This window comes from Novosphingobium sp. ST904 (assembly GCF_001298105.1).
Classification (GTDB): domain Bacteria; phylum Pseudomonadota; class Alphaproteobacteria; order Sphingomonadales; family Sphingomonadaceae; genus Novosphingobium.
This window is the reverse complement of sequence record NZ_LGJH01000161.1, coordinates 1-17,163: the sequence shown is the minus strand read 5'-3', so window position 1 is coordinate 17,163 and position 17,163 is coordinate 1. Positions and strand designations below refer to the sequence as shown.

The following is a 17,163-nucleotide window of genomic DNA, read 5'->3' as shown; positions in this document are numbered from 1 at the left end:
CCTCTTGTCATGTTCTATGGACCGCGCGGCGACGGCCAGCCATGCCCGCCCTCGAACCAAGGCTTGCCCCGAGGGGAAGGATCAGTACCCCGACGCAGGCGCCACGGTGACTTCCAAGCCGTCCAGATCATCGCTCATCCTGATCTGGCAGCCCAGGCGGCTGGTGTCCTTCATGACGTCCGCCACCATGTCGAGCATGGCGAACTCCACCTCGTCCGGCTCACCCACTTCGTCCCACCAGTCCTGCGAAATGTAGACGTGGCAGGTCGCGCAGGCGCAGCCTCCCCCGCAATCGCCCATGATCCCGGCAACCCCGCGCCCACGGCCGAGTTCCATCAGGCTCACGCCCTCATCCACATCGGAAAATTCGTGCTTCACGCCGTCGATGTCGGTCATGGTGACATGAAGGTTGCCCATAAGTCCGGCCCGGTCCTCTTCGTTTGGTTTTCATAGGTGATGCCGCAGCCGGGAGGCCGCGCAAAGCGCTCCCCGTGCCTTGCGACTTGCCCCAGCGGGAAAACCGCCACCACGTAGCCGCCGGGCCTTCCGGTACAGGACAAGCCCTCTGCCCGGCCCGTCATTTGCCGCGCCGCACCTCCCTCCTAACCTGCCTCCCCAAGAGCCACGAGAACACCCGTGGCCAGAAGGAGAAAAACCGTGGGACGGACACTGATCCAGAACGCCACGATATTCGACGGGACGGGCAAAAGCACGATCAAGGGCGACCTTGTGGTCGAGGGCAACCGTATCACCTCGGTCGGCACCGCAACCGTCGCGCAGCCGGACGACATCACGATCGACGCCAGCGGCATGTTCCTGATGCCCGGCATGGTCGAAGGCCACGCGCACCTCTCGTTCGAGAATGTCTGCGCGACCGAGGATCTGATCACCCCCTGCCCCGAAACGCAGGTCTTCACCGCCGCGCGCGGGGCCAAGGCATTGATCGAGGCGGGCTTTACCTCTGCCTACGGCGCCTCCGAGGCGAAGCTGAAACTGGCCGTCGCCGTGCGGGACGAGGTCAACGCCGGCCGTCTGCCCGGCCCGCGCATCCGTGCGGGTGGCCTCGAAATCTCCGTCACCGGCGCGATGGGGGATGAGAGCAAGCTCCACAATCCGCGGATCGGCCCCTCCGCCATCGTCGACGGCGTGGAAGAGATGCGCAAGACCGTGCGCCTCCACTGCCGCGAGGGGATCGACAACGTGAAGCTCGATGTCTCGGGCGATCCGTTCTACCCCGGCACGCCCGGCAACACGACGCCGATGACGTTCGAGGAAGTGCGCGTCGCATCCGAAACGGCCCATGCCTATGGCCGCAAGATCAACGCCCACACCCGCTCCATCGAAGGCTCCAAGCACTGCGTCCGGGCGGGCGTGGACGGCCTGTTCCACTGCGAATACGTGGACGAGGAGCTGCTGGACATGATGGAGGAGGCGCGGGACCGCATCTTCGTGGTGCCCACCGTCGGCCTTTTCGCGCAGATCATGGCGGGTGAGGCTTCGGCGCATGGCCTCTCGCCCGAACTGGGCGGCTACATGAACATTCCGGATCTGCTGGAAAACTCGCTGCGCACGCATACCGAACTGCGCAAGCGCGGCATCCGCCACCTGATCGGCGGCGACTATGGCTTCGGCTGGAGCCCGCAGGGCACGCAGGGGCGCGACCTCAAATCCTTCGTCGATTTCTACGGCTACACCCCGGCCGAGGCGCTGGTCTGCGCCACCCGCAACGGCGGCCTCGCCATGGGATACGGCGGCGAACTCGGCACACTGGCGCCGGGCAATCTGGCCGACCTGATCCTGATCGACGCGATCCGATCGCCGATATCTCCATCCTCGCCGGGCCGGAAAAGGTCGCCTTCGTGATGAAGGACGGCGCGGTCCAGAAAATCAGCCCTGCCCTCGCAACACATGCGAGCACGCCGACGCTCGAAGCGGCGGAATAAGGAGCCTCGGAATGAACGTCGCCACCGGAACGCTGCAGCCCGGCGAGGCCCGCTGCCCCGCCGAATCCACGCAGGACATCATCGCCGCAGACCGCAACGCCGCCCCCGCCTGGGCCGCCAGCGAAAGCTACCACTACCTCGGCAGCGAGGACGTTTCCAAGCAGCGCTACACCGATCCCGCCTTCGCCAAAGCGGAGTTCGAGCGGATGTGGACGCGCACCTGGCAGATGGCCTGCCGAGAGGATCACATTCCCGAAGTGGGCGACTATTACGTCTACGACATCGGATCGTACTCCTTCATCGTCACCCGCTGTGACGATGACGAGATCCGCGCCTACTTCAACGCCTGCCTCCATCGCGGCACCAAGCTCAAGCCCTCCGGCACGGCGGGCTTCGCGGCGAACCTGAAGTGCCCGTTCCATGGCTGGACCTGGAACCTCGACGGATCGCTGAAGGAAATCCCTGAAAAGTGGGACTTCGCCCATGTCGCCACGCGGAAGATGTGCCTGCCCGAAGCACGGGTGGAGCGGCTGGGCGGCTTCGTCTGGATCAACATCGGACCCCGCCGCGCCCGGCCTTGAAGAGTACCTCGGCGCCGAGGCCCTCGCTCATCTCAAGGCGTGGAAGCTGGAGGATCGCTACATCTACCTCCACGTCCAGAAGAGCTATCCGGCCAACTGGAAGCTGACGATGGAGGCCTTCATGGAGGCCTATCACGTCGGCGACACGCACCCGCAAGTGGCGCCTGCCAATGGCGACGTGAACTCGCAGTACGATGTCTACGGCGATCACGTGGACCGCTTCATCTCCACGCTCGGCGTGGTCAGCCCCAAACTGCGCGACAAGTACAGCGAGGCGGACATCATCGCCAACTTCACGCTGGGCGACAGTTCCTCGCTGGGCGGCAGCAAGCCCGAACTGAAGGCGGGCGAACGCGCGCGGCAGGTCATGGCAGACATGTTCCGCGACATGTTCGAAACGGCAACGAACACCGATCTCAGCCACGTTTCGGATACCGAACTGCTCGATACCTACAGCTACACGTTCTTCCCGAACCTGTTCCTGTTCCCCGGCATCTCGCTGCCGATGATCTACCGTTTCCGCCCCGACGCGCGCGACCATCGCCGCACGATCTACGAAGTGATGTTCATGCGGCCCAAGCCCAAGGACGGCCGCGAGGTGGAAACGGCCGAGGTGGAGATCCTGCAGGATCACCAGTCCTTTGCAGAGGCGCAAGGCATGGACCCCGGTTTCGGCCATATCCTCGATCAGGATACCGACAACCTCTACGCCCAGCAGGAAGGTCTGGAAGCGAGTGCCAAGCCCGGCATCACCCTGGGCGACTATCAGGAAGTGCGCGTGCGCCACTTCGAACAGACCATCGACAAGTACATGGCGCTGCCGCCCTATCAACCTGACTTTAGGGCCCTTCAACGCTGATGACGTTTTCACTATCGGGTCGCACTGTTTTCGTCGCCGGCGCCTCCTCCGGGATCGGCGCCGGTTTCGCGCGCGCCATTTCCTCTGCGGGCGGACGCGTCGTGCTGGGCGCGCGGCGGGTGGACCGCTGCGCCAAGCTGGCGGCGGAACTGGGCGAGGCGCTGGCGGTCGAGCTGGACGTGACGGACGAGGCTTCGGTGCGCACTGCCTTCGATGCGGCAGAGGCCCGGTTCGGCACGATCGATGGCGTGATCTGCAATGCCGGTGTCGGCACCGGCGGCCGCTCCACCGATGTGCCGGAAGACGGGCTGCGCCGCGTGCTCGATACCAACCTGCTCGGCGCGATGCTGGTCGCGCGCGAGGCCGGACGGCGGTTGATCGCGGGCGGCAGTCGCGAGCATCAACGCGGGCGCGTGGTGCTGATCGGATCGATCACCGCGCTGCAGAGCGGCACCGGCGATGCCCTATATGCGGCCACCAAGGCGGGTCTTGCCCACCTGGGCCGGCAACTGGCGCGCGAATGGATGCGGCAGGGGATCAACGTCAACACCCTGCAACCCGGCTGGATCGCCACCGAGATCAACACCGACTGGTTCGCCAGCGAGCGCGGACAAGCCGACATCGCCGCCCTCCACCGCCGCCGCCTGCTCGATGCCGAGGCGCTGACGCCCACCCTGCTCTACCTGCTTTCCGACGCCTCCGCGCAAGTGACGGGCGCCACATTCACGATCGACGACGGGCAATCGCTATGACGAGCAGAGGTGCCCTCGAAGGGCTGACCGTGATCGAGGTCGCCGAGCGGGTGAGCGGGGAATATACCGGCAAGCTGCTGGCCGATCTCGGCGCCGAAGTGATCAAGGTGGAACGCCCCGGCGGCGCTCCGACGCGCGCGATGGGGCCGTTCGCGGCGGGGGAATCGACGCTGTTCGCCTACCTCAATACCAACAAGAAATCGGTCGTGCTGAACCTTGCCGATGCCGCGGATCGCAAGGTGCTGGACCGCCTGCTCGCTCGCGCCCATGGCCTGATCGACGATCACGACGCGGGCTGGTGCAGGGCGATGGGCCTCTTGCCCGAAGCGGTCGCCGCAGCGCATCCCGCGCTGGTGCACACGCTGGTCACGCCGTTCGGGCAGGATGCGCCGGAAGGCTGGCAATCCGCCCGCCCGATCAACGTCATCGCGGCGGGTGGCTGGGCCTATCACAGCCCTAGCGAAACGCCTGCCGACAAGCCGCCGCTGAAAGGCGCGGGCCGGTTCCTCTCGGACTACGAAGCCGGGATCGACGCCGCGCTGGCCGCCCTGGCCTCGCTGCTGCGCCTGCGCCGCAAAGGTCAGGGCCAGTTCGTCGATATTTCCGAAGTGGAAGTGCAATTGAACCGCATTGACTGCGTGCTCGACCGCATGCTGGCGGGCGAGGCCGAGCCCAGCGACGAACGCACCGCCTACGACATGGGCGGCCCCGGCACGTCCTTTGCCTGCCGCGACGGGCATGTCTTCCTGCTGATGACCAGCCGCGCGCACTGGAAGGGCCTCTGCGCGCTGATGGGCGATCCGGCATGGACGCGGGAACTGCGGGAGGACTGGCTGGAGTTCGACTGCACCGCGCCCAATGTCGCGAAATTCCGCCAACACTTCACCGGCTGGATCGCCCGGCAGGACAAGCATCCGATTACCGAGGCCGCACAGAAGGCGGGCGTCGCCATGGTGCCGGTCCAGACCGCGAATGACCTGCCCCGCCTCGAACAGTTCGTCCATCGCGGCTTCTTCCAGCAGGCGGTGCATCCGGCGTTCGGAGACGTCTCCTACCCCACCGCTGCCTACCGCATGAGCGCCACGCCGGTTTCGGTGAAGGCCGCAGCACCCTGTCTCGGCGCCGATCAGGAGGATATCCTCGATGCCGCTTCCTGACCGGAAAGGCCCCCTCGCCGGCATCCGCTTTGTCGAACTCACCAAAGTCTGGGCCGGCCCCTACGCGGGCAAGCTGCTCGCCCACCTCGGCGCGGAAGTGATCAAGATCGAATCCCGCTCCAACCTGGACGAGATGCGCGCCTATGGCGGCGTGAACATCGACGCCGCGCCCTATTTCCTCTCGATCAATCAGGAGATCCTCTCGGTTCAGGTCAACATGAAGACCGCCGAGGGGCTGGACCTCGTGAAGCGCATGATCGCCGAGGCCGACGTGCTGATCGACAACATCCGCCCCGGCGCGATGGAGCGGTCCGGCCTCGATTACGAAAGCCTCAAGGCGATCAAGCCGGACCTCATCCAGTGCGCGATCAAGATGTGGGGCAGCGACGGCCCGCTGGGCTATCAGACCGGCTACGCCCCCTGCTTCGCCGCGCTCTCCGGCCTCACCGCGCTGGTGGGGCATGAGGGCGAGACGCCCAAGGGCATGAACATCCGCTACGGCGATTCCACCGCCGGCGCGCTTGCCGCACTCGCCTGCGTGGCCGCGCTCCACCACCGCGAGAGCACCGGCGAAGGCCAGTTCATCGACCTGTCGGCGGTGGAGGCGATGACCAGCCTCGTCGGAGACAGCCTCTTCGCCGCCAGCGTCACCGGAGACGTGCCCAAGGCCGACGGCAACCACCACCCGGAGATGGCCCCGCACGGTTTCTACCCCTGCGGCGAGAGCGGCTGGACAAGTATCGCGGTGGCGAACGAGGCCGAATGGCGCGCACTCTGCAACACGCTGGGCGCCCCTGCCCTCGCCACGACCCGCGCTTTACGACGCTGGCGAACCGGCTGACCAACCGCGCCGAACTCGATGCCGAACTCTCCTCGCTCACCCGCCCGCACCACGCCGCAGACCTTGCCGAAAAGCTCAGAAACGCGGGCGTTCCGGCGTTCAAGGCGATGAGCTCGATGGACCTCTGCTCGGACGGTTTCCTCTGGGGCCGCGATGCCTTCCGCATGGTCAGCGATCACCGCAATGGAACCCGTCCGATCATCGGTCCGTCATGGCGGATCAGCCCCGAAGGCCCGCAGGTCGAACGCGGCGCTCCCCTGCTCGGGGAGCACAATGGCTATGTCTACCGCGAGCTTCTGGGCTTGTCGGAAAGCGAAATGGACGATCTGATAGCCCGCAAAGTGATCGACTGAAGGGTGAATTCTTGAAACTCGCATTCGCGATGCCGCACATGCTCGAACTCAAGGCGACGATGCAGCCATGGGAACTGGCCGTCACCGGCGCGGACCAGACCGCGCTCGCCAAATGGGCGGAAAAGCTGGGGTTCGAGATGATCGCGGTGCCCGAGCATCACGTGATCCCGAAAGCCCACGTCGATCTTTCCGGCCCATTCTACTTCAACGCCTATACCGCGATGAGCCACTTCGCCGGGGCCACAGAGCGGGTGCGGGTCAATTCCTGCATCGCCATCCTGCCCGCGCAGCACCCGATCGTCACCGCCAAGGCGCTGGCGACGATGGACTGGCTTTCTTTCGGCCGCGTGACGATCACGTTCGCAGTCGGCTGGCTGGAGGACGAATTCGCCCTGCTCGGCATCCCCTTCCACGAACGCGGCGCCATGGCGGAGGAATACATCCAGGCGATCCTCGCGCTCTGGACCCAGGAAAACCCGGAATTCGAGGGCAAGTACGTCTCCTTCCGCGATGTCGCTTTCGAACCGAAGCCGGTGCAGAAACCGCATATCCCGGTGTGGTTCGGCGGCGATGCCGATGCCGTGCTGAAGCGCACCGCGCGCTATGCGCAAGGCTGGTGGCCGTTCCTGACGAAGCCCGAGACGATCCCCGACAGGATCGACTTCATCCGCTCGCAGCCGGACTACAACGGCCAGCTTGCGGACGTGTTCTACGGCATTTCCACAGCGCGCGTCGGTGAGGGGCACAAAGTACAGCACGACCCTTCCGCCCGGCCCGGCCAGACCGGGCAGCAGCTTCTGGACCGGCTTGGCCAACTGGCCGAATGGGGCGTTACCTGGAGCTCGATCCCGATCCCGAATCTGCCCGGAATCGAGGCCTATCGCGATTACACCCAGTGGATCGCCGAGGAGATCATGCCCGGTCTGCGCTGAGCGGTGAATGCGGGAAAGGATCGCGCGCGCCCCCGCGATCAATCCCCCGCTCGCCTTGACGCAAAGCCCCGCCACACCGAACTGTCGCGGCAAAACAGGGGAGAGACCCGACATGAATCCACCCAGGCCCAAGCCCAAGCTGGACCAGGAAAACACCGCCTTCTGGACCGGCGGTGGCCAAGGACAGCTCAACATCACCCGTTGCGGCGATTGCGGAGAATTCACGCATCCGCCGCGCATTCTGTGCCGCCATTGCCAGTCGGAGAACGTTGCCCCTCACGCCGTTCCCGGAACCGGCACGATCGACAGCTTCACGGTGAACCACCAGCCCTGGGCCAAGGGGCTGGAAGTGCCTTACGTAATCGCCCGCGTGAAGCTGGACGGCGCGCCCGGCGTGTTTCTCACCACGAACATCGTCGGTAGCCCCGTGGAAACCGTGGACTTCGAGGACAAGGTTCGCGTCACATTCGAGGAACAGGACGGCATATTCTATCCCCTCTTCGAGAAAGTCGCCTGATGGCCGGCAAGGAAGCCTATATCACCGGCGTCGGCCAGTCCGAAGTCGGCGTGCGCCTGCCGCGCCATCCGCTGCTTCTCACGGTCGATGCCGTGCGCGAAGCGCTCGACAATGCCGGGCTCCGGCTCGACCAGATCGACGGCGTCTTCACTTACCCCGGCAAGATGAACGGCTATACCGCCTTCTCCCCGGTCGGCAGCGAAGACCTCATCGAAGTGCTCGGCATCAAGTCGAAGTGGCACATGGGCGCGATGGAACAGCCCGCGCAGCTCTCCGCCATCGGCATGGCGGCCATGGCTGTGAAGCAGGGGGTCTGCCGCCATGTCATCTGCTTCCGCACGGTCTACGAAGCGGGCGGCATGGCCGATCCGGCTCAGTACATGTCCGGCGCGAAGCAGGATACCGTCACCGGGTCCTCGCAGTGGACCAGCCCGTTCTGGGCCACGTCGGCAGCCTGCTGGACGGCGCAGTATGCGGCCCGGCACATGCACCGCTACGGCATGACGCGCGAACAGCTCGCCCAGATCGCCATCAACGGTTCGAAGAACGCCATGGCCAACCCGCGCGCCCGGGCGATCACCAAGGAAGAACTGACGCTCGACAAGTACATGTCGCGCGGATGATCACCACGCCGCTGTGCCTCTACGATTGCGACCGCTTCTCGGACGCTTCCACCGTCGTCATCGTCTCGGCGGGTGACGCGCTGGACGAAGTCACGGCAACGCCGATCCGCATCGCCGCCATGTCCGGTTCGGTGGATCGCTACTCGTGGGATCAGGTCGAGGAATTCGCCGCCTACGAAACCGGCGCCGATCTCTGGACCCGCACCGACTACACGGCGGCCGATGTCGATACCGTGCAGTTCTACGACGGGTTCGCGTTCCTGCCGATCACCTGGCTGGAAGGGCTCGGGTTCTGCCCCAAGGGCGAAGGCGGCCGCTTCATCGAAGGTGGAAAGCGCATCGCGCGCGATGGCGAATTACCGCTCAACACGTTCGGCGGGCAGCTCGGCGCGGGCCGGCTGCACGGTTTCGGCTTCGCGCACGAGGCCGTGACCCAGCTTCGCGGCGCGGCCGGCGAACGGCAGATCGGCGGCGACCCCAAGCTCGCGGTCGCACCTCGGGCGGCGGCCCGATGGCGGCAGCGCTGCTGCTGGCGCGCGATTGACTTGTAGACTCCGACCTCGCGGGCTCTCCTCCTGCGAGGTCGGGGATGTCCTGCGGGGGCGAGACCGGCAACTTGCCGAAGCACGCTAGAACCGAAACTCAGCCGATCGAGGCCAGCGCCGGTTCCTTTTCATCTACAGGCTTGCGGGTGCGGTGCCGCTTGAGCCCGATCAGGGGGCGCAGCGGGCCGATTTCGCGCCCGAGGAGATAGAACAGCCAGGAACCGCCCGCCACGGTGAGGCAGAGAGTCAGGAATTCCGGAAGCGCGGTCAGCCCCATGTCGCGCAGGCCGTAGCTCACGAAGACCATCACCGTCTGGTGCGCGATGTAGATCGGGAAGACCGCTTCCACCAGCGTCACGCGCCAGCGGCTGTCGAAGTTCCAGAATCGGTCGGCAATGCCGAACAGCGCGATCACGGTGCCCCAGCATTGCATCGACTTGGCGAAGGAAAGCGGCTGCTCCCAGGCCGCCGGGGTCGGAATATTGCCCGGATAGAGCAGCGAATCCCGGATCACCCACGCATAGCCCGCGATCCCCAGCACCAGCGCCACTTTCCACTGCCGCGCTATCGCTTGCTGGATCGGCACCGATCCGCGAAGCAGGAAGCCGAACAGGAACATCCCGCCGTAATGCAGATGCGCGGCCCGATCCTGCAGCAGGTTGTGGATGTCGGTCCAGCCATAGGGAATCAGGCGGACAAGGAAGATCAGGCCGATGCCCGCCGGAAGCAGTGCAGGACCGGACAGCACGCGCTCCGCGGCCTTTTGCAGCTTGGCACGCCATGCATCGGGCAAGGCCATCAGGGCGAAGCAGAGCAGGAGCGTGTAGACCAGCAGGTAGATCACGAACCACATGTGCATCGTCGCAGGAAGGCTTTCATAGCCCACCGTCCGGAAGCTGAAGGCGTCGTGCAGCAGGAAATAGCCGTAGCCATGCGCGTAGCCGCTGTTGATCAGCCCCATGTAGGGCTGCGGCGGCACCACCACGGTCAACCCGAACAGCAGCGGAATGCCAAGGCGCAGCACCCTGCTTTTCAGGAAAACGCGGTTGTTGCCGTCCTTCTTGAGCAGCGCCGCGCTGGCATAGCCGGAGATCGCGAAAAGCAGCGCCAGACGCCATGCGCTCAGACCGAGCAGCGGGATCTCGGCCCACGCCACGACACCGCGCGTGGGGGTCTGATAGCCCCACGGCGTGAACGAAAAGCCGACATGATAGAAGATCAGCAGAACAAACGCGCCGACGCGCAGCCAATCCATTCCATAGTGGCGTTGCGACGGGACGGGCTTCATCATTCTCCGGTGGGGTGGGCGGATCCGCCAGTGCGGAAGCACCGCCCACTTAGGGATTTCGCCCGTTTTCCGCAATAACGGGGTTGTATCAGGTCGTCGCAGGGGCATTGCCCGGCGACCGGTCCGGATCGGGGCGGATTGTGCTTGGTGGGTCTGCGCAGCCCTCCCATGATGGCCGGATGCCACCTCCTTCGCGCCCCACCATGGACGATGTCGCCCGGCTCGCAGGGGTTTCGCGCAAGACCGTCAGCCGACTGGTGAACAGCTCTGCAACCATCAGCGAACATACGCGCGGCCTTATCGAGGCGGCGATGGCGGAACTGGGCTTCGCGCATCGCCAACCGGCCAGCGCAGGGCTTCGCCCCGCGCTCATCGTCCTTCTGCACGACGGCTCGGACCCCGCCCTTGCCTGCGTGATGGAAACCGAACTTCTCACACAACTTCAGGACGGTGGCCCGGCCCTGGCCGTCCATCTGCTCGCCGCCGATCCCGCACAGCGGTTGCAGCGGTTCCTGGCCGCTCACCGCCCGAGCGGCGCGATCCTGCTGCCGCCGCTCTCGTCCGATCCCGCCCTTGCCCAAATGTGCGCAGCGGCGGGCGTGCCCTGCTCCCGGCCCGGCGAACCCGGCCTTGCCTGTGACGACCGCGCGGCGATGGCCGAACTCGTGCACTGGCTGGCGGCCGAAGGGCATCGCCGCATCGGCCTTGTCGCCGGACCGGAGACCTCGCCCGGACCGCGCCTGCGCGAACAGGGCTACCTCGATGCCATGGCGGACCGGAGCGGAAGGGGGCCGCCGCTGGTCGTTTCCGGGAACGGCACTTTCGAATCGGGGATCGAGGCGGGCCTGCTCCTGCTCGACGTCAGCCCCCGCCCCAGCGCGATCGTCTGCTGCAACGACGAGATGGCGGCCGGCGTTCTCCATGCCGCCGCGCGAACCGGAACTTCGGTACCGGGCGAGATCTCGGTCGTGGGGTTCGGCGATACGCCGCTGGCGGCCCGGACCCTGCCGCCGCTAACATCGATGCGCGTCCCCTGGGCCGCCATCGCGCGAGAGGCGCTTACCCGGATCACGGACGGAGCAACCGCCCGCCACACCTTCGCGGCCGACCTCAGCCCGCGCGGCTCGGTCAGCCGCTACGCCGGGGAAGGCATCGGCTCCGATCCCCTCATTCCGCCCGGGCGCGCAGCGCATTTCCCTGGCCGAGTTCCTCCAGCGTGAAGCCGTTGCCCGGCATGCATTGCTGCACCTCGATCACGTTGCCCTCGGGGTCGTAGCCGTAGATCGTGCGGACATGGCCCACGTCAACGAAATCCCGGTCGCCGAAGGTCATGCCGCAGGCCTTCAGGTGGAGAATGTCCGATTCGATATCGGTCACATCGATGCAGAAATGCGTATAGCCGCGATCGTTGGGCCTGAGCGGCCGGGCGATGTCGGAAGGCGGAGCGGAATACTCGAACAGTTCGAGATAGCACTGCCCGCCCGCAACATCACGCCCTTCGCCGCCGATCCGGCCACATCGACGATGCGGTCCATCACCGGCTCGTCCGCCCAGCCGAACCCTTCGTCCACCGGCGCGAAACCGAAGGCTTCGCAGTAGAAACGCGTCATTCGCGCAAGGTCGCGGCAGTTCACGCCGACATGATGGATGCCCCGGATCATCGCCTCTTCCCGATCGATTGAGGCGGCATTATCGGCGCCCGGTGGCCGGCGAACAACCGCGCCAGCTTGACCGGGAGGGAGCATCGCCGTTGGCGAAACGGCAATGAATGATGCCCCCCGGAGACCATTCAAGACCCTATGCTTAGTATTCCTTTTACCTTAAGTGCTTACCCCTAAGCCAAGCTCCCGTAACGGAGCGCGACCCTCTTCCCCCCGAGGTTCCCGCCTTTTGGATCACGCCGTCATCCAGTCCCGCATGACCCCCGCGCCCGGCGCTGCCCGCATGATGGCAAGCGATCCGGCGCAGCTATACGCGCAGGCAGCGGCACTGACATCGATCGGCGCCTGGTCCTGCGATCTGCGAACGCAAGAGCTTTCCTGGACGGAAGGTGTGTTCCAGATCTTCGGCGCCCCGCTCCACCGCCAGATGGACCGCCGCGAAACGCTGGAATTCTACGCCGAGGATTCGCGCGCCACGCTCGAGCGGCTACGCTCGCAGGCCATTGCCGCGCGTTCCGGATTCTCGATGGAAGCGCAGATCAGGCGCGCCGACGGCGAACTGCGCTGGATGCGCCTGACCGCGGCAACCCGTGTCGAGAACGGCCGCCCCGTCAGCCTCTATGGCATGAAGCAGGACATCACCGAGGAACGCCTGCGCTGGGAACGGCTTCGCCAGATGGCGGAGAACGACGCGCTGACCGGCCTTTCCAACCGCGCCCGTTTCCAGTCCGAATTCCTCGACCGGCCCGCCGGCGACGACAGCCTTTCGGACATCGGCGCCATCGTGCTGTTCGACATGAACGCCTTCAAGGCCGTCAATGACAGGTGGGGCCATGCCGCCGGCGATGCCTGCCTGACCGGCTTCGCCCGCCGGCTGCGCGCCACGTTCCCCGAAGCCCGGCTTATCGCCCGCATCGGGGGTGACGAATTCGCGATGATCCTGGACCGCACGGGATCGCGGATGGGGCTCGAAATATGCGTGCGTCACCGCATGAACGCCCTGGCCTCTCCCGTGATCTGGCAGGAACGCTACCTCCCGCTTGGCGCCTGCGCGGGCATGGCCTTCCCCGACAGCGCCGGGGGCGTCGATCCGGAAGCCCTGTTCCACCGGGCCGACGCGGCGCTTTACGAGGCGAAACGGCGCGGCGGCAACGTGGTGTGCACCGCGCCTTAGCCCCGCTTACTGTCCGTCAGGCTCGACCCATGTGGTGCGGGTGACGCGGGGCGAGAGGTATTTCGTCGCCGTCCAGCCGCCATCGACGACGATCGACTGGCCATTGATCATCTCGCTGCCGGGAAGGCAGAGAAACGCGATCACCGAAGCGATATCCCCGGGCTGGGCAAGCCGCGGATAGGGCGTGGTTTCGACATTGGCGCGCTTGAAGCCCTCATCCTCGAAACGGTGGCGCACCATGTCGGTCATCGTCACGCCCGGTGCCACGCAGTTCGAACGGATGCCACGCGGGCCGTATTCGCAGGCCATATGTTCGGTCAGCGACTTGAGACCGCCCTTCGCCGCCGAGTAGGCGCCGCCCCGCCGCCCGCCGATATGCGCGAAAGTGCTGGTGACGTTCACCACGCTCGCGCCCTGCGAAAGGTGCGGGATCACATCGCGGCACAGGCGGAACGGGGCCACCAGCATGATGTCGAGGAAATCGTCCAGCGTTTCGTCGTCGGTTTCGTCCAGCGGCTTCGGACTGCCGACACCGGCATTGTTTACCAGCGCGTCGATCCGGCCGAACCGGTCCAGCGCGGCCTGCACGATCCGCGCGGGCGCCGCAGGGTCGGTAAGGTCCGCCGATATCGCCAGCACATGGTCGGGGTTGCCGATCTCTGCCTCCAGCGTGGCCAGCTTGTCCTTGCTGCGACCGACGCCGACGATGGCGAAGCCTTCGCCATGGAGTATCTTTGCGGTTTCAAGGCCGATGCCGCTGCCTGCCCCGGTGATGATGGCCGTCTTCATCTCGCCCAGTCCCTTTTTCATGTGTCCGTGGCGCCCGCGCTAACCGGCTTTGGCGGGCGGGATAAGCCCTGACTTGGGCGGCAGGCCGCCTTGATCGTCGCTGCGATAAGCGCCGCCCCCCGCCTTGGCCCGCCTCTCCGCTCTGACTAGGTTCGGACGATGAGCAACAACGACAAGAGCGCGCCAAGGCGGCATTGGCCGGCATCCGCGTGATCGACATGAGCCGCGTCTTCGCCGCCCCCGTGGGCGCGCAGATCCTCGGAGACCTCGGCGCCGACGTCATCAAGATCGAGCGCCCCCGGCGTGGGGGACGACGGGCGCGGCTACGGCTTCTCGTGGGTGCCCGGCAAGGACGGGATCGAGACCCGCCATTCCAGCTTCTTCACCGTGTCCAACCGCAACAAGCGCTCCATCACGCTCAACCATTCCAAGCCGGAAGGTCAGGCCATCCTCAAGGAGCTGGTGAAGACTGCGGATGTGCTGATCGAGAATTACAAGGTGGGCGATCTGGCCCGCTTCGGCCTCGATTACGAGAGCCTGAAGGCCATCAACCCGCGCCTGATCTACTGCTCGGTGACCGGCTTCGGCCAGACCGGCCCGATGGCGGCGCGGCCCGGCTATGACGGGCTGTTCCAGGCCACCGGCGGCATGATGGCCGTCACCGGCCTTCCCGAAGGCCAGCCCGGCGGCGGCCCGCTCAAGACCGGACCCAGCCTCGTCGATTTCGTGACCGGCCACAACACCGCCCTCGCCATCCTCGGCGCGCTGCAATACCGCAACCGAACTGGGGAGGGCCAGTTCATCGACATCGCCCTGCTCGACAGTTCGGTGGCGATGGTCAGCCACATCATGCAGGATTATCTCATCAGCGGGCAGGCCCCTCCCCGCCTCGGCAACGGCGGCAACGGCGGCGGCCCGGCAGACCTGATGCGCTGCGCCGACGGCATCATCTACCTCACCGCCGGCACCGACGAGCACTATCGCCGCCTGACCGTGTTGATGGAGCAGCCCGAACTCTTCACCGACCCGCGCTTCGACAGCAACCTGAAGCGCGGCAAGACCAACCGCGCCGAACTGATGGACCTGATCAACCGCTGGAGCGAGAACTTCACCGTTACCCGGATGCAGGACATGCTCGACGGCGTCGGCATTCCCGCCGCGCGCTACAACGAACTGGCGGACGTGTGGGAGGATGAGCAGGTCAAGCACCGGAACTTGCGCGCCACCACGCCGCACGCCTGGGCCGAAAGCGGTTCGGTGGACCTCATCGCCAGCCCGCTCGCCCAGATGTCAGCCAGCCCGGCAACCATCCGCATGGCCCCGCCCATGCTGGGCGAACATACCGCCGAAGTGCTGGCGGAGATCGGTATCGATGAAGCGAGGATGGCGGAATTGCGGGAAGTGGGCGCGATCTGAGGGCTTGCTGGGTAGACGCCTGCCCAACGCTCAAACTCCGTCGCCCAGGCTGGGGCCCGCGGCCTTTTGCCGCGCCGCGTCCGTCGGAATAGCGGAATCCCCGCCGGCGCAAGGATGACGAAGATGGTTGTTGCGAAGGCAAGGTGCCGTCCGCGCAGTTCCTCATCCTGAACTTGTTTCGGGATCCATCCCACCGAAAGCTTCGCCGCCAAATCGCCCAAACCGAGGGCAAGTTTCCATGCCCAACAACAAGCATGGGTCTGGACATGGATCCTGACAAAAGTTCAGGATGACAACGTGGAGGCCGGTTGCGAAATAGGCGTCTCACCGGCTCAGATCGGCAGATAGCTGCCCATCGCCTTCGGTATAGCGCATCGCCGACAAAGGAGATTTCCTGCCATTCCGGACACGCCCCGTTGCGGACATCAGGCGGAAGCCTGTAGGTTGGATTATGGTTTCTGATATTCCCCACTTCCACGACGGATCGCTCGACGGAGTAATCGTCCGTGAGAACACGGCAAAGCTTTTCTTGAGCAAGTCAAATGGCGACGGATACACGCTAACACTCGCTGGACTTGAGGTTCTTCACATGGAGGACTTCAGGCAAGGCAACACCATCTCCATGGTGGAGGTGGTCAGCGGCCAAGTTCCTTACGAGCATTTTGGGCTTGAGCGTCTGTTCCGCCCACCGCATCCGTCAGCCGCCGAGGAATACCAGAGGGCGCATGCGGCGATTGTTGAGCGGCAGTCAGCCCGCATTGCCGATGGCGACGTTTCCATGGTGGTAATCGTGCCGTCCTACGGAGCCGACCTCATCGCGATCTGCCGCGACGTGGCTCTTGCTCCTCATGCGATGGATGGCAGCTAACCACCCATCTTCGCCATTCAGACGGCCATGGGGTGCGATCTATAGCAGCCTGTCCGGTTTTCATCCATCGATGGAAAAAGCGGCCAGACCGAACACGCCCCATGATTGCCTTTCCGGATCGCCGATCCCTTGTTGGTGGCGTAAAGCTGCCCGACCGTTTCCTGGCGGCGCAGATCCGCAGCGTAAGCGGCTATGATGGGGGGAAGCTGTCATTAGGCGGGGCAGCTAGTCGGTTCCTTTGGCATTGCCTCAACGAACTTCGTTCCTATCCAGCGGAACGCCTGCTTCGCACACGCGCCAGTGTTGGTGCCGTCGCGCGACCCGTAGGTCACTTCCACGACATCGCTATCATGACTGGTCTTGATGTCCCAAATCATCTGTCCGTCACCCGCTTCGCCCGGAGCGGAAAAGACTAGCCCACTGCGGCGGTCCACAAACCAGTAGCTGCCGCATGCAGTGCCACAGGGAACGTAGGCAGTAGAGTAGTGACCTGCGAAGCTAATGTCTCCTTCGACCGCCAGTTGTATTTGCCTGAGAAGCTCAGGCTTGCTTTCCCCCGATGCGAAACGGCTTGGTTTAGCGTTTTCGTCTCCATCCCTTGAGCCATCGACCGGACAAACCGTGTTCGCGTCACCATCACGGCAAGCTGGCGTGTCAGAATACATGTCTGTGGCGCAAGCAGACCCAAGGCATAGCAGAAGTAGTGCCACAATTTTTCTTGTCATAAGGCTATGTTTAACCTCGCGCCTAATGTCCGTAATGGGGGGTGGGTTCAACGGGTGGCGGCAACACAGGCTTGAAAGCGCTCTGCGGGTGTTTGGTATTCGAGCGTTTTCCTTGGCCGTTCGTTGAGTTGCCGGGCAA

The 17,163-nt window shown here is 65.1% G+C and carries 17 protein-coding genes and 2 pseudogenes; 14 read left to right on the top strand and 5 right to left on the bottom strand.

Going from position 1 to position 17,163, the window contains the following annotated elements; all coding sequences use genetic code 11:
• Positions 1-81 precede the first annotated feature (81 nt).
• Positions 82-417, bottom strand: a complete 336-nt coding sequence (locus ADT71_RS23140; RefSeq protein ID WP_082370516.1) for a 2Fe-2S iron-sulfur cluster-binding protein — start codon at positions 415-417, stop codon at positions 82-84.
• A 240-nt stretch (positions 418-657) separates the two neighbouring features.
• Between ADT71_RS23140 and ADT71_RS23135 the strand changes: the two genes are divergently transcribed.
• The 10 genes and pseudogenes from ADT71_RS23135 (at position 658) to ADT71_RS34360 (ending at position 9,109) form a co-directional block, all read left to right on the top strand.
• Entirely contained in the window at positions 658-1,863 is a 1,206-nt protein-coding gene (locus ADT71_RS23135) for an amidohydrolase family protein (protein WP_231636139.1), read from the top strand.
• Between the two features lie 91 nt (positions 1,864-1,954).
• Positions 1,955-2,524: an aromatic ring-hydroxylating dioxygenase subunit alpha gene (locus ADT71_RS34375; RefSeq protein WP_231636138.1), complete on the top strand. Its 570-nt coding sequence runs from the start codon at positions 1,955-1,957 to the stop codon at positions 2,522-2,524.
• Entirely contained in the window at positions 2,427-3,383 is a 957-nt protein-coding gene (locus ADT71_RS23130) for an RHO alpha subunit C-terminal catalytic domain-containing protein (RefSeq protein WP_231636137.1), read from the top strand. The genes ADT71_RS34375 and ADT71_RS23130 overlap by 98 nt, the downstream gene beginning before the upstream one ends.
• A complete protein-coding gene (locus ADT71_RS23125; protein ID WP_054440721.1) occupies positions 3,383-4,135 on the top strand; it encodes an SDR family NAD(P)-dependent oxidoreductase in 753 nt (250 codons plus the stop codon). Before ADT71_RS23130 ends, ADT71_RS23125 begins: the two co-directional genes overlap by 1 nt.
• Positions 4,132-5,292, top strand: a complete 1,161-nt coding sequence (locus ADT71_RS23120; RefSeq protein ID WP_054440718.1) for a CaiB/BaiF CoA-transferase family protein — start codon at positions 4,132-4,134, stop codon at positions 5,290-5,292. The genes ADT71_RS23125 and ADT71_RS23120 overlap by 4 nt, the downstream gene beginning before the upstream one ends.
• A pseudogene (locus ADT71_RS23115) lies at positions 5,279-6,486 on the top strand (CaiB/BaiF CoA transferase family protein). Before ADT71_RS23120 ends, ADT71_RS23115 begins: the two are co-directional and overlap by 14 nt.
• Positions 6,487-6,497: 11 nt before the next feature.
• Complete coding sequence (locus tag ADT71_RS23110; RefSeq protein WP_054440716.1) at positions 6,498-7,418, top strand: TIGR03619 family F420-dependent LLM class oxidoreductase; 921 nt, start codon at positions 6,498-6,500, stop codon at positions 7,416-7,418.
• A gap of 112 nt (positions 7,419-7,530) precedes the next feature.
• Positions 7,531-7,935, top strand: coding sequence for a Zn-ribbon domain-containing OB-fold protein (locus ADT71_RS23105; protein WP_054440887.1), 405 nt, complete (start codon positions 7,531-7,533; stop codon positions 7,933-7,935).
• Positions 7,935-8,558 carry a hypothetical protein gene (locus ADT71_RS34365; protein ID WP_231636134.1) on the top strand — a complete coding sequence of 208 codons (624 nt, stop codon included), beginning with the start codon at positions 7,935-7,937 and terminating at the stop codon, positions 8,556-8,558. Before ADT71_RS23105 ends, ADT71_RS34365 begins: the two co-directional genes overlap by 1 nt.
• Positions 8,555-9,109 carry a thiolase family protein gene (locus tag ADT71_RS34360; protein WP_231636133.1) on the top strand — a complete coding sequence of 185 codons (555 nt, stop codon included), beginning with the start codon at positions 8,555-8,557 and terminating at the stop codon, positions 9,107-9,109. The genes ADT71_RS34365 and ADT71_RS34360 overlap by 4 nt, the downstream gene beginning before the upstream one ends.
• A 91-nt stretch (positions 9,110-9,200) precedes the next feature.
• Here the strand turns inward: ADT71_RS34360 and ADT71_RS23095 are convergent, their stop codons facing one another.
• Positions 9,201-10,358: an acyltransferase gene (locus ADT71_RS23095; RefSeq protein ID WP_231636132.1), complete on the bottom strand. Its 1,158-nt coding sequence runs from the start codon at positions 10,356-10,358 to the stop codon at positions 9,201-9,203.
• 212 nt (positions 10,359-10,570) lie between these two features.
• On the opposite strand from ADT71_RS23095, the gene ADT71_RS23090 reads away from it, so the two are divergent.
• Entirely contained in the window at positions 10,571-11,611 is a 1,041-nt protein-coding gene (locus ADT71_RS23090; protein ID WP_082370515.1) for a LacI family DNA-binding transcriptional regulator, read from the top strand.
• Here ADT71_RS23090 and ADT71_RS34355 read toward each other — a convergent pair.
• Together ADT71_RS34355 and ADT71_RS34350 are read right to left on the bottom strand one after the other, a co-directional pair.
• A complete protein-coding gene (locus ADT71_RS34355; protein WP_369818331.1) occupies positions 11,559-11,852 on the bottom strand; it encodes a VOC family protein in 294 nt (97 codons plus the stop codon). The two genes, ADT71_RS23090 and ADT71_RS34355, sit on opposite strands and share 53 nt — an antisense overlap.
• Positions 11,765-12,052 carry a VOC family protein gene (locus tag ADT71_RS34350; RefSeq protein WP_231636130.1) on the bottom strand — a complete coding sequence of 96 codons (288 nt, stop codon included), beginning with the start codon at positions 12,050-12,052 and terminating at the stop codon, positions 11,765-11,767. The genes ADT71_RS34355 and ADT71_RS34350 overlap by 88 nt, the downstream gene beginning before the upstream one ends.
• A gap of 256 nt (positions 12,053-12,308) precedes the next feature.
• Here ADT71_RS34350 and ADT71_RS23080 point away from each other — a divergent pair, with 256 nt between their 5' ends.
• On the top strand, positions 12,309-13,226 hold the full coding sequence (locus ADT71_RS23080) for a GGDEF domain-containing protein (RefSeq protein ID WP_054440712.1): 918 nt from the start codon (positions 12,309-12,311) through the stop codon (positions 13,224-13,226).
• Positions 13,227-13,232: 6 nt separating this feature from the next.
• Here ADT71_RS23080 and ADT71_RS23075 read toward each other — a convergent pair whose 3' ends face one another.
• Positions 13,233-14,036 carry an SDR family NAD(P)-dependent oxidoreductase gene (locus tag ADT71_RS23075; RefSeq protein ID WP_231636129.1) on the bottom strand — a complete coding sequence of 268 codons (804 nt, stop codon included), beginning with the start codon at positions 14,034-14,036 and terminating at the stop codon, positions 13,233-13,235.
• A 197-nt stretch (positions 14,037-14,233) separates the two neighbouring features.
• On the opposite strand from ADT71_RS23075, the pseudogene ADT71_RS23070 reads away from it, so the two are divergent.
• Positions 14,234-15,431, top strand: a pseudogene (locus ADT71_RS23070) (CaiB/BaiF CoA transferase family protein).
• Positions 15,432-15,882: 451 nt separating this feature from the next.
• Entirely contained in the window at positions 15,883-16,299 is a 417-nt protein-coding gene (locus ADT71_RS23065) for a hypothetical protein (protein WP_054440708.1), read from the top strand.
• Positions 16,300-17,163: the final 864 nt, after the last annotated feature.

Coding starts and splice junctions, on each gene's coding strand:
- ADT71_RS23140 (WP_082370516.1), bottom strand. CDS start 417: ATGGGCAACCTTCATGTCACCATGACCGACATCGACGGCGTGAAGCAC.
- ADT71_RS34375 (WP_231636138.1), top strand. CDS start 1,955: ATGAACGTCGCCACCGGAACGCTGCAGCCCGGCGAGGCCCGCTGCCCC.
- ADT71_RS23130 (WP_231636137.1), top strand. CDS start 2,427: ATGTCGCCACGCGGAAGATGTGCCTGCCCGAAGCACGGGTGGAGCGGC.
- ADT71_RS23125 (WP_054440721.1), top strand. CDS start 3,383: ATGACGTTTTCACTATCGGGTCGCACTGTTTTCGTCGCCGGCGCCTCC.
- ADT71_RS23120 (WP_054440718.1), top strand. CDS start 4,132: ATGACGAGCAGAGGTGCCCTCGAAGGGCTGACCGTGATCGAGGTCGCC.
- ADT71_RS23105 (WP_054440887.1), top strand. CDS start 7,531: ATGAATCCACCCAGGCCCAAGCCCAAGCTGGACCAGGAAAACACCGCC.
- ADT71_RS34365 (WP_231636134.1), top strand. CDS start 7,935: ATGGCCGGCAAGGAAGCCTATATCACCGGCGTCGGCCAGTCCGAAGTC.
- ADT71_RS34360 (WP_231636133.1), top strand. CDS start 8,555: ATGATCACCACGCCGCTGTGCCTCTACGATTGCGACCGCTTCTCGGAC.
- ADT71_RS23095 (WP_231636132.1), bottom strand. CDS start 10,358: ATGGATTGGCTGCGCGTCGGCGCGTTTGTTCTGCTGATCTTCTATCAT.
- ADT71_RS23090 (WP_082370515.1), top strand. CDS start 10,571: ATGCCACCTCCTTCGCGCCCCACCATGGACGATGTCGCCCGGCTCGCA.
- ADT71_RS34350 (WP_231636130.1), bottom strand. CDS start 12,052: ATGATCCGGGGCATCCATCATGTCGGCGTGAACTGCCGCGACCTTGCG.
- ADT71_RS23080 (WP_054440712.1), top strand. CDS start 12,309: ATGACCCCCGCGCCCGGCGCTGCCCGCATGATGGCAAGCGATCCGGCG.
- ADT71_RS23075 (WP_231636129.1), bottom strand. CDS start 14,036: ATGAAAAAGGGACTGGGCGAGATGAAGACGGCCATCATCACCGGGGCA.
- ADT71_RS23065 (WP_054440708.1), top strand. CDS start 15,883: ATGGTTTCTGATATTCCCCACTTCCACGACGGATCGCTCGACGGAGTA.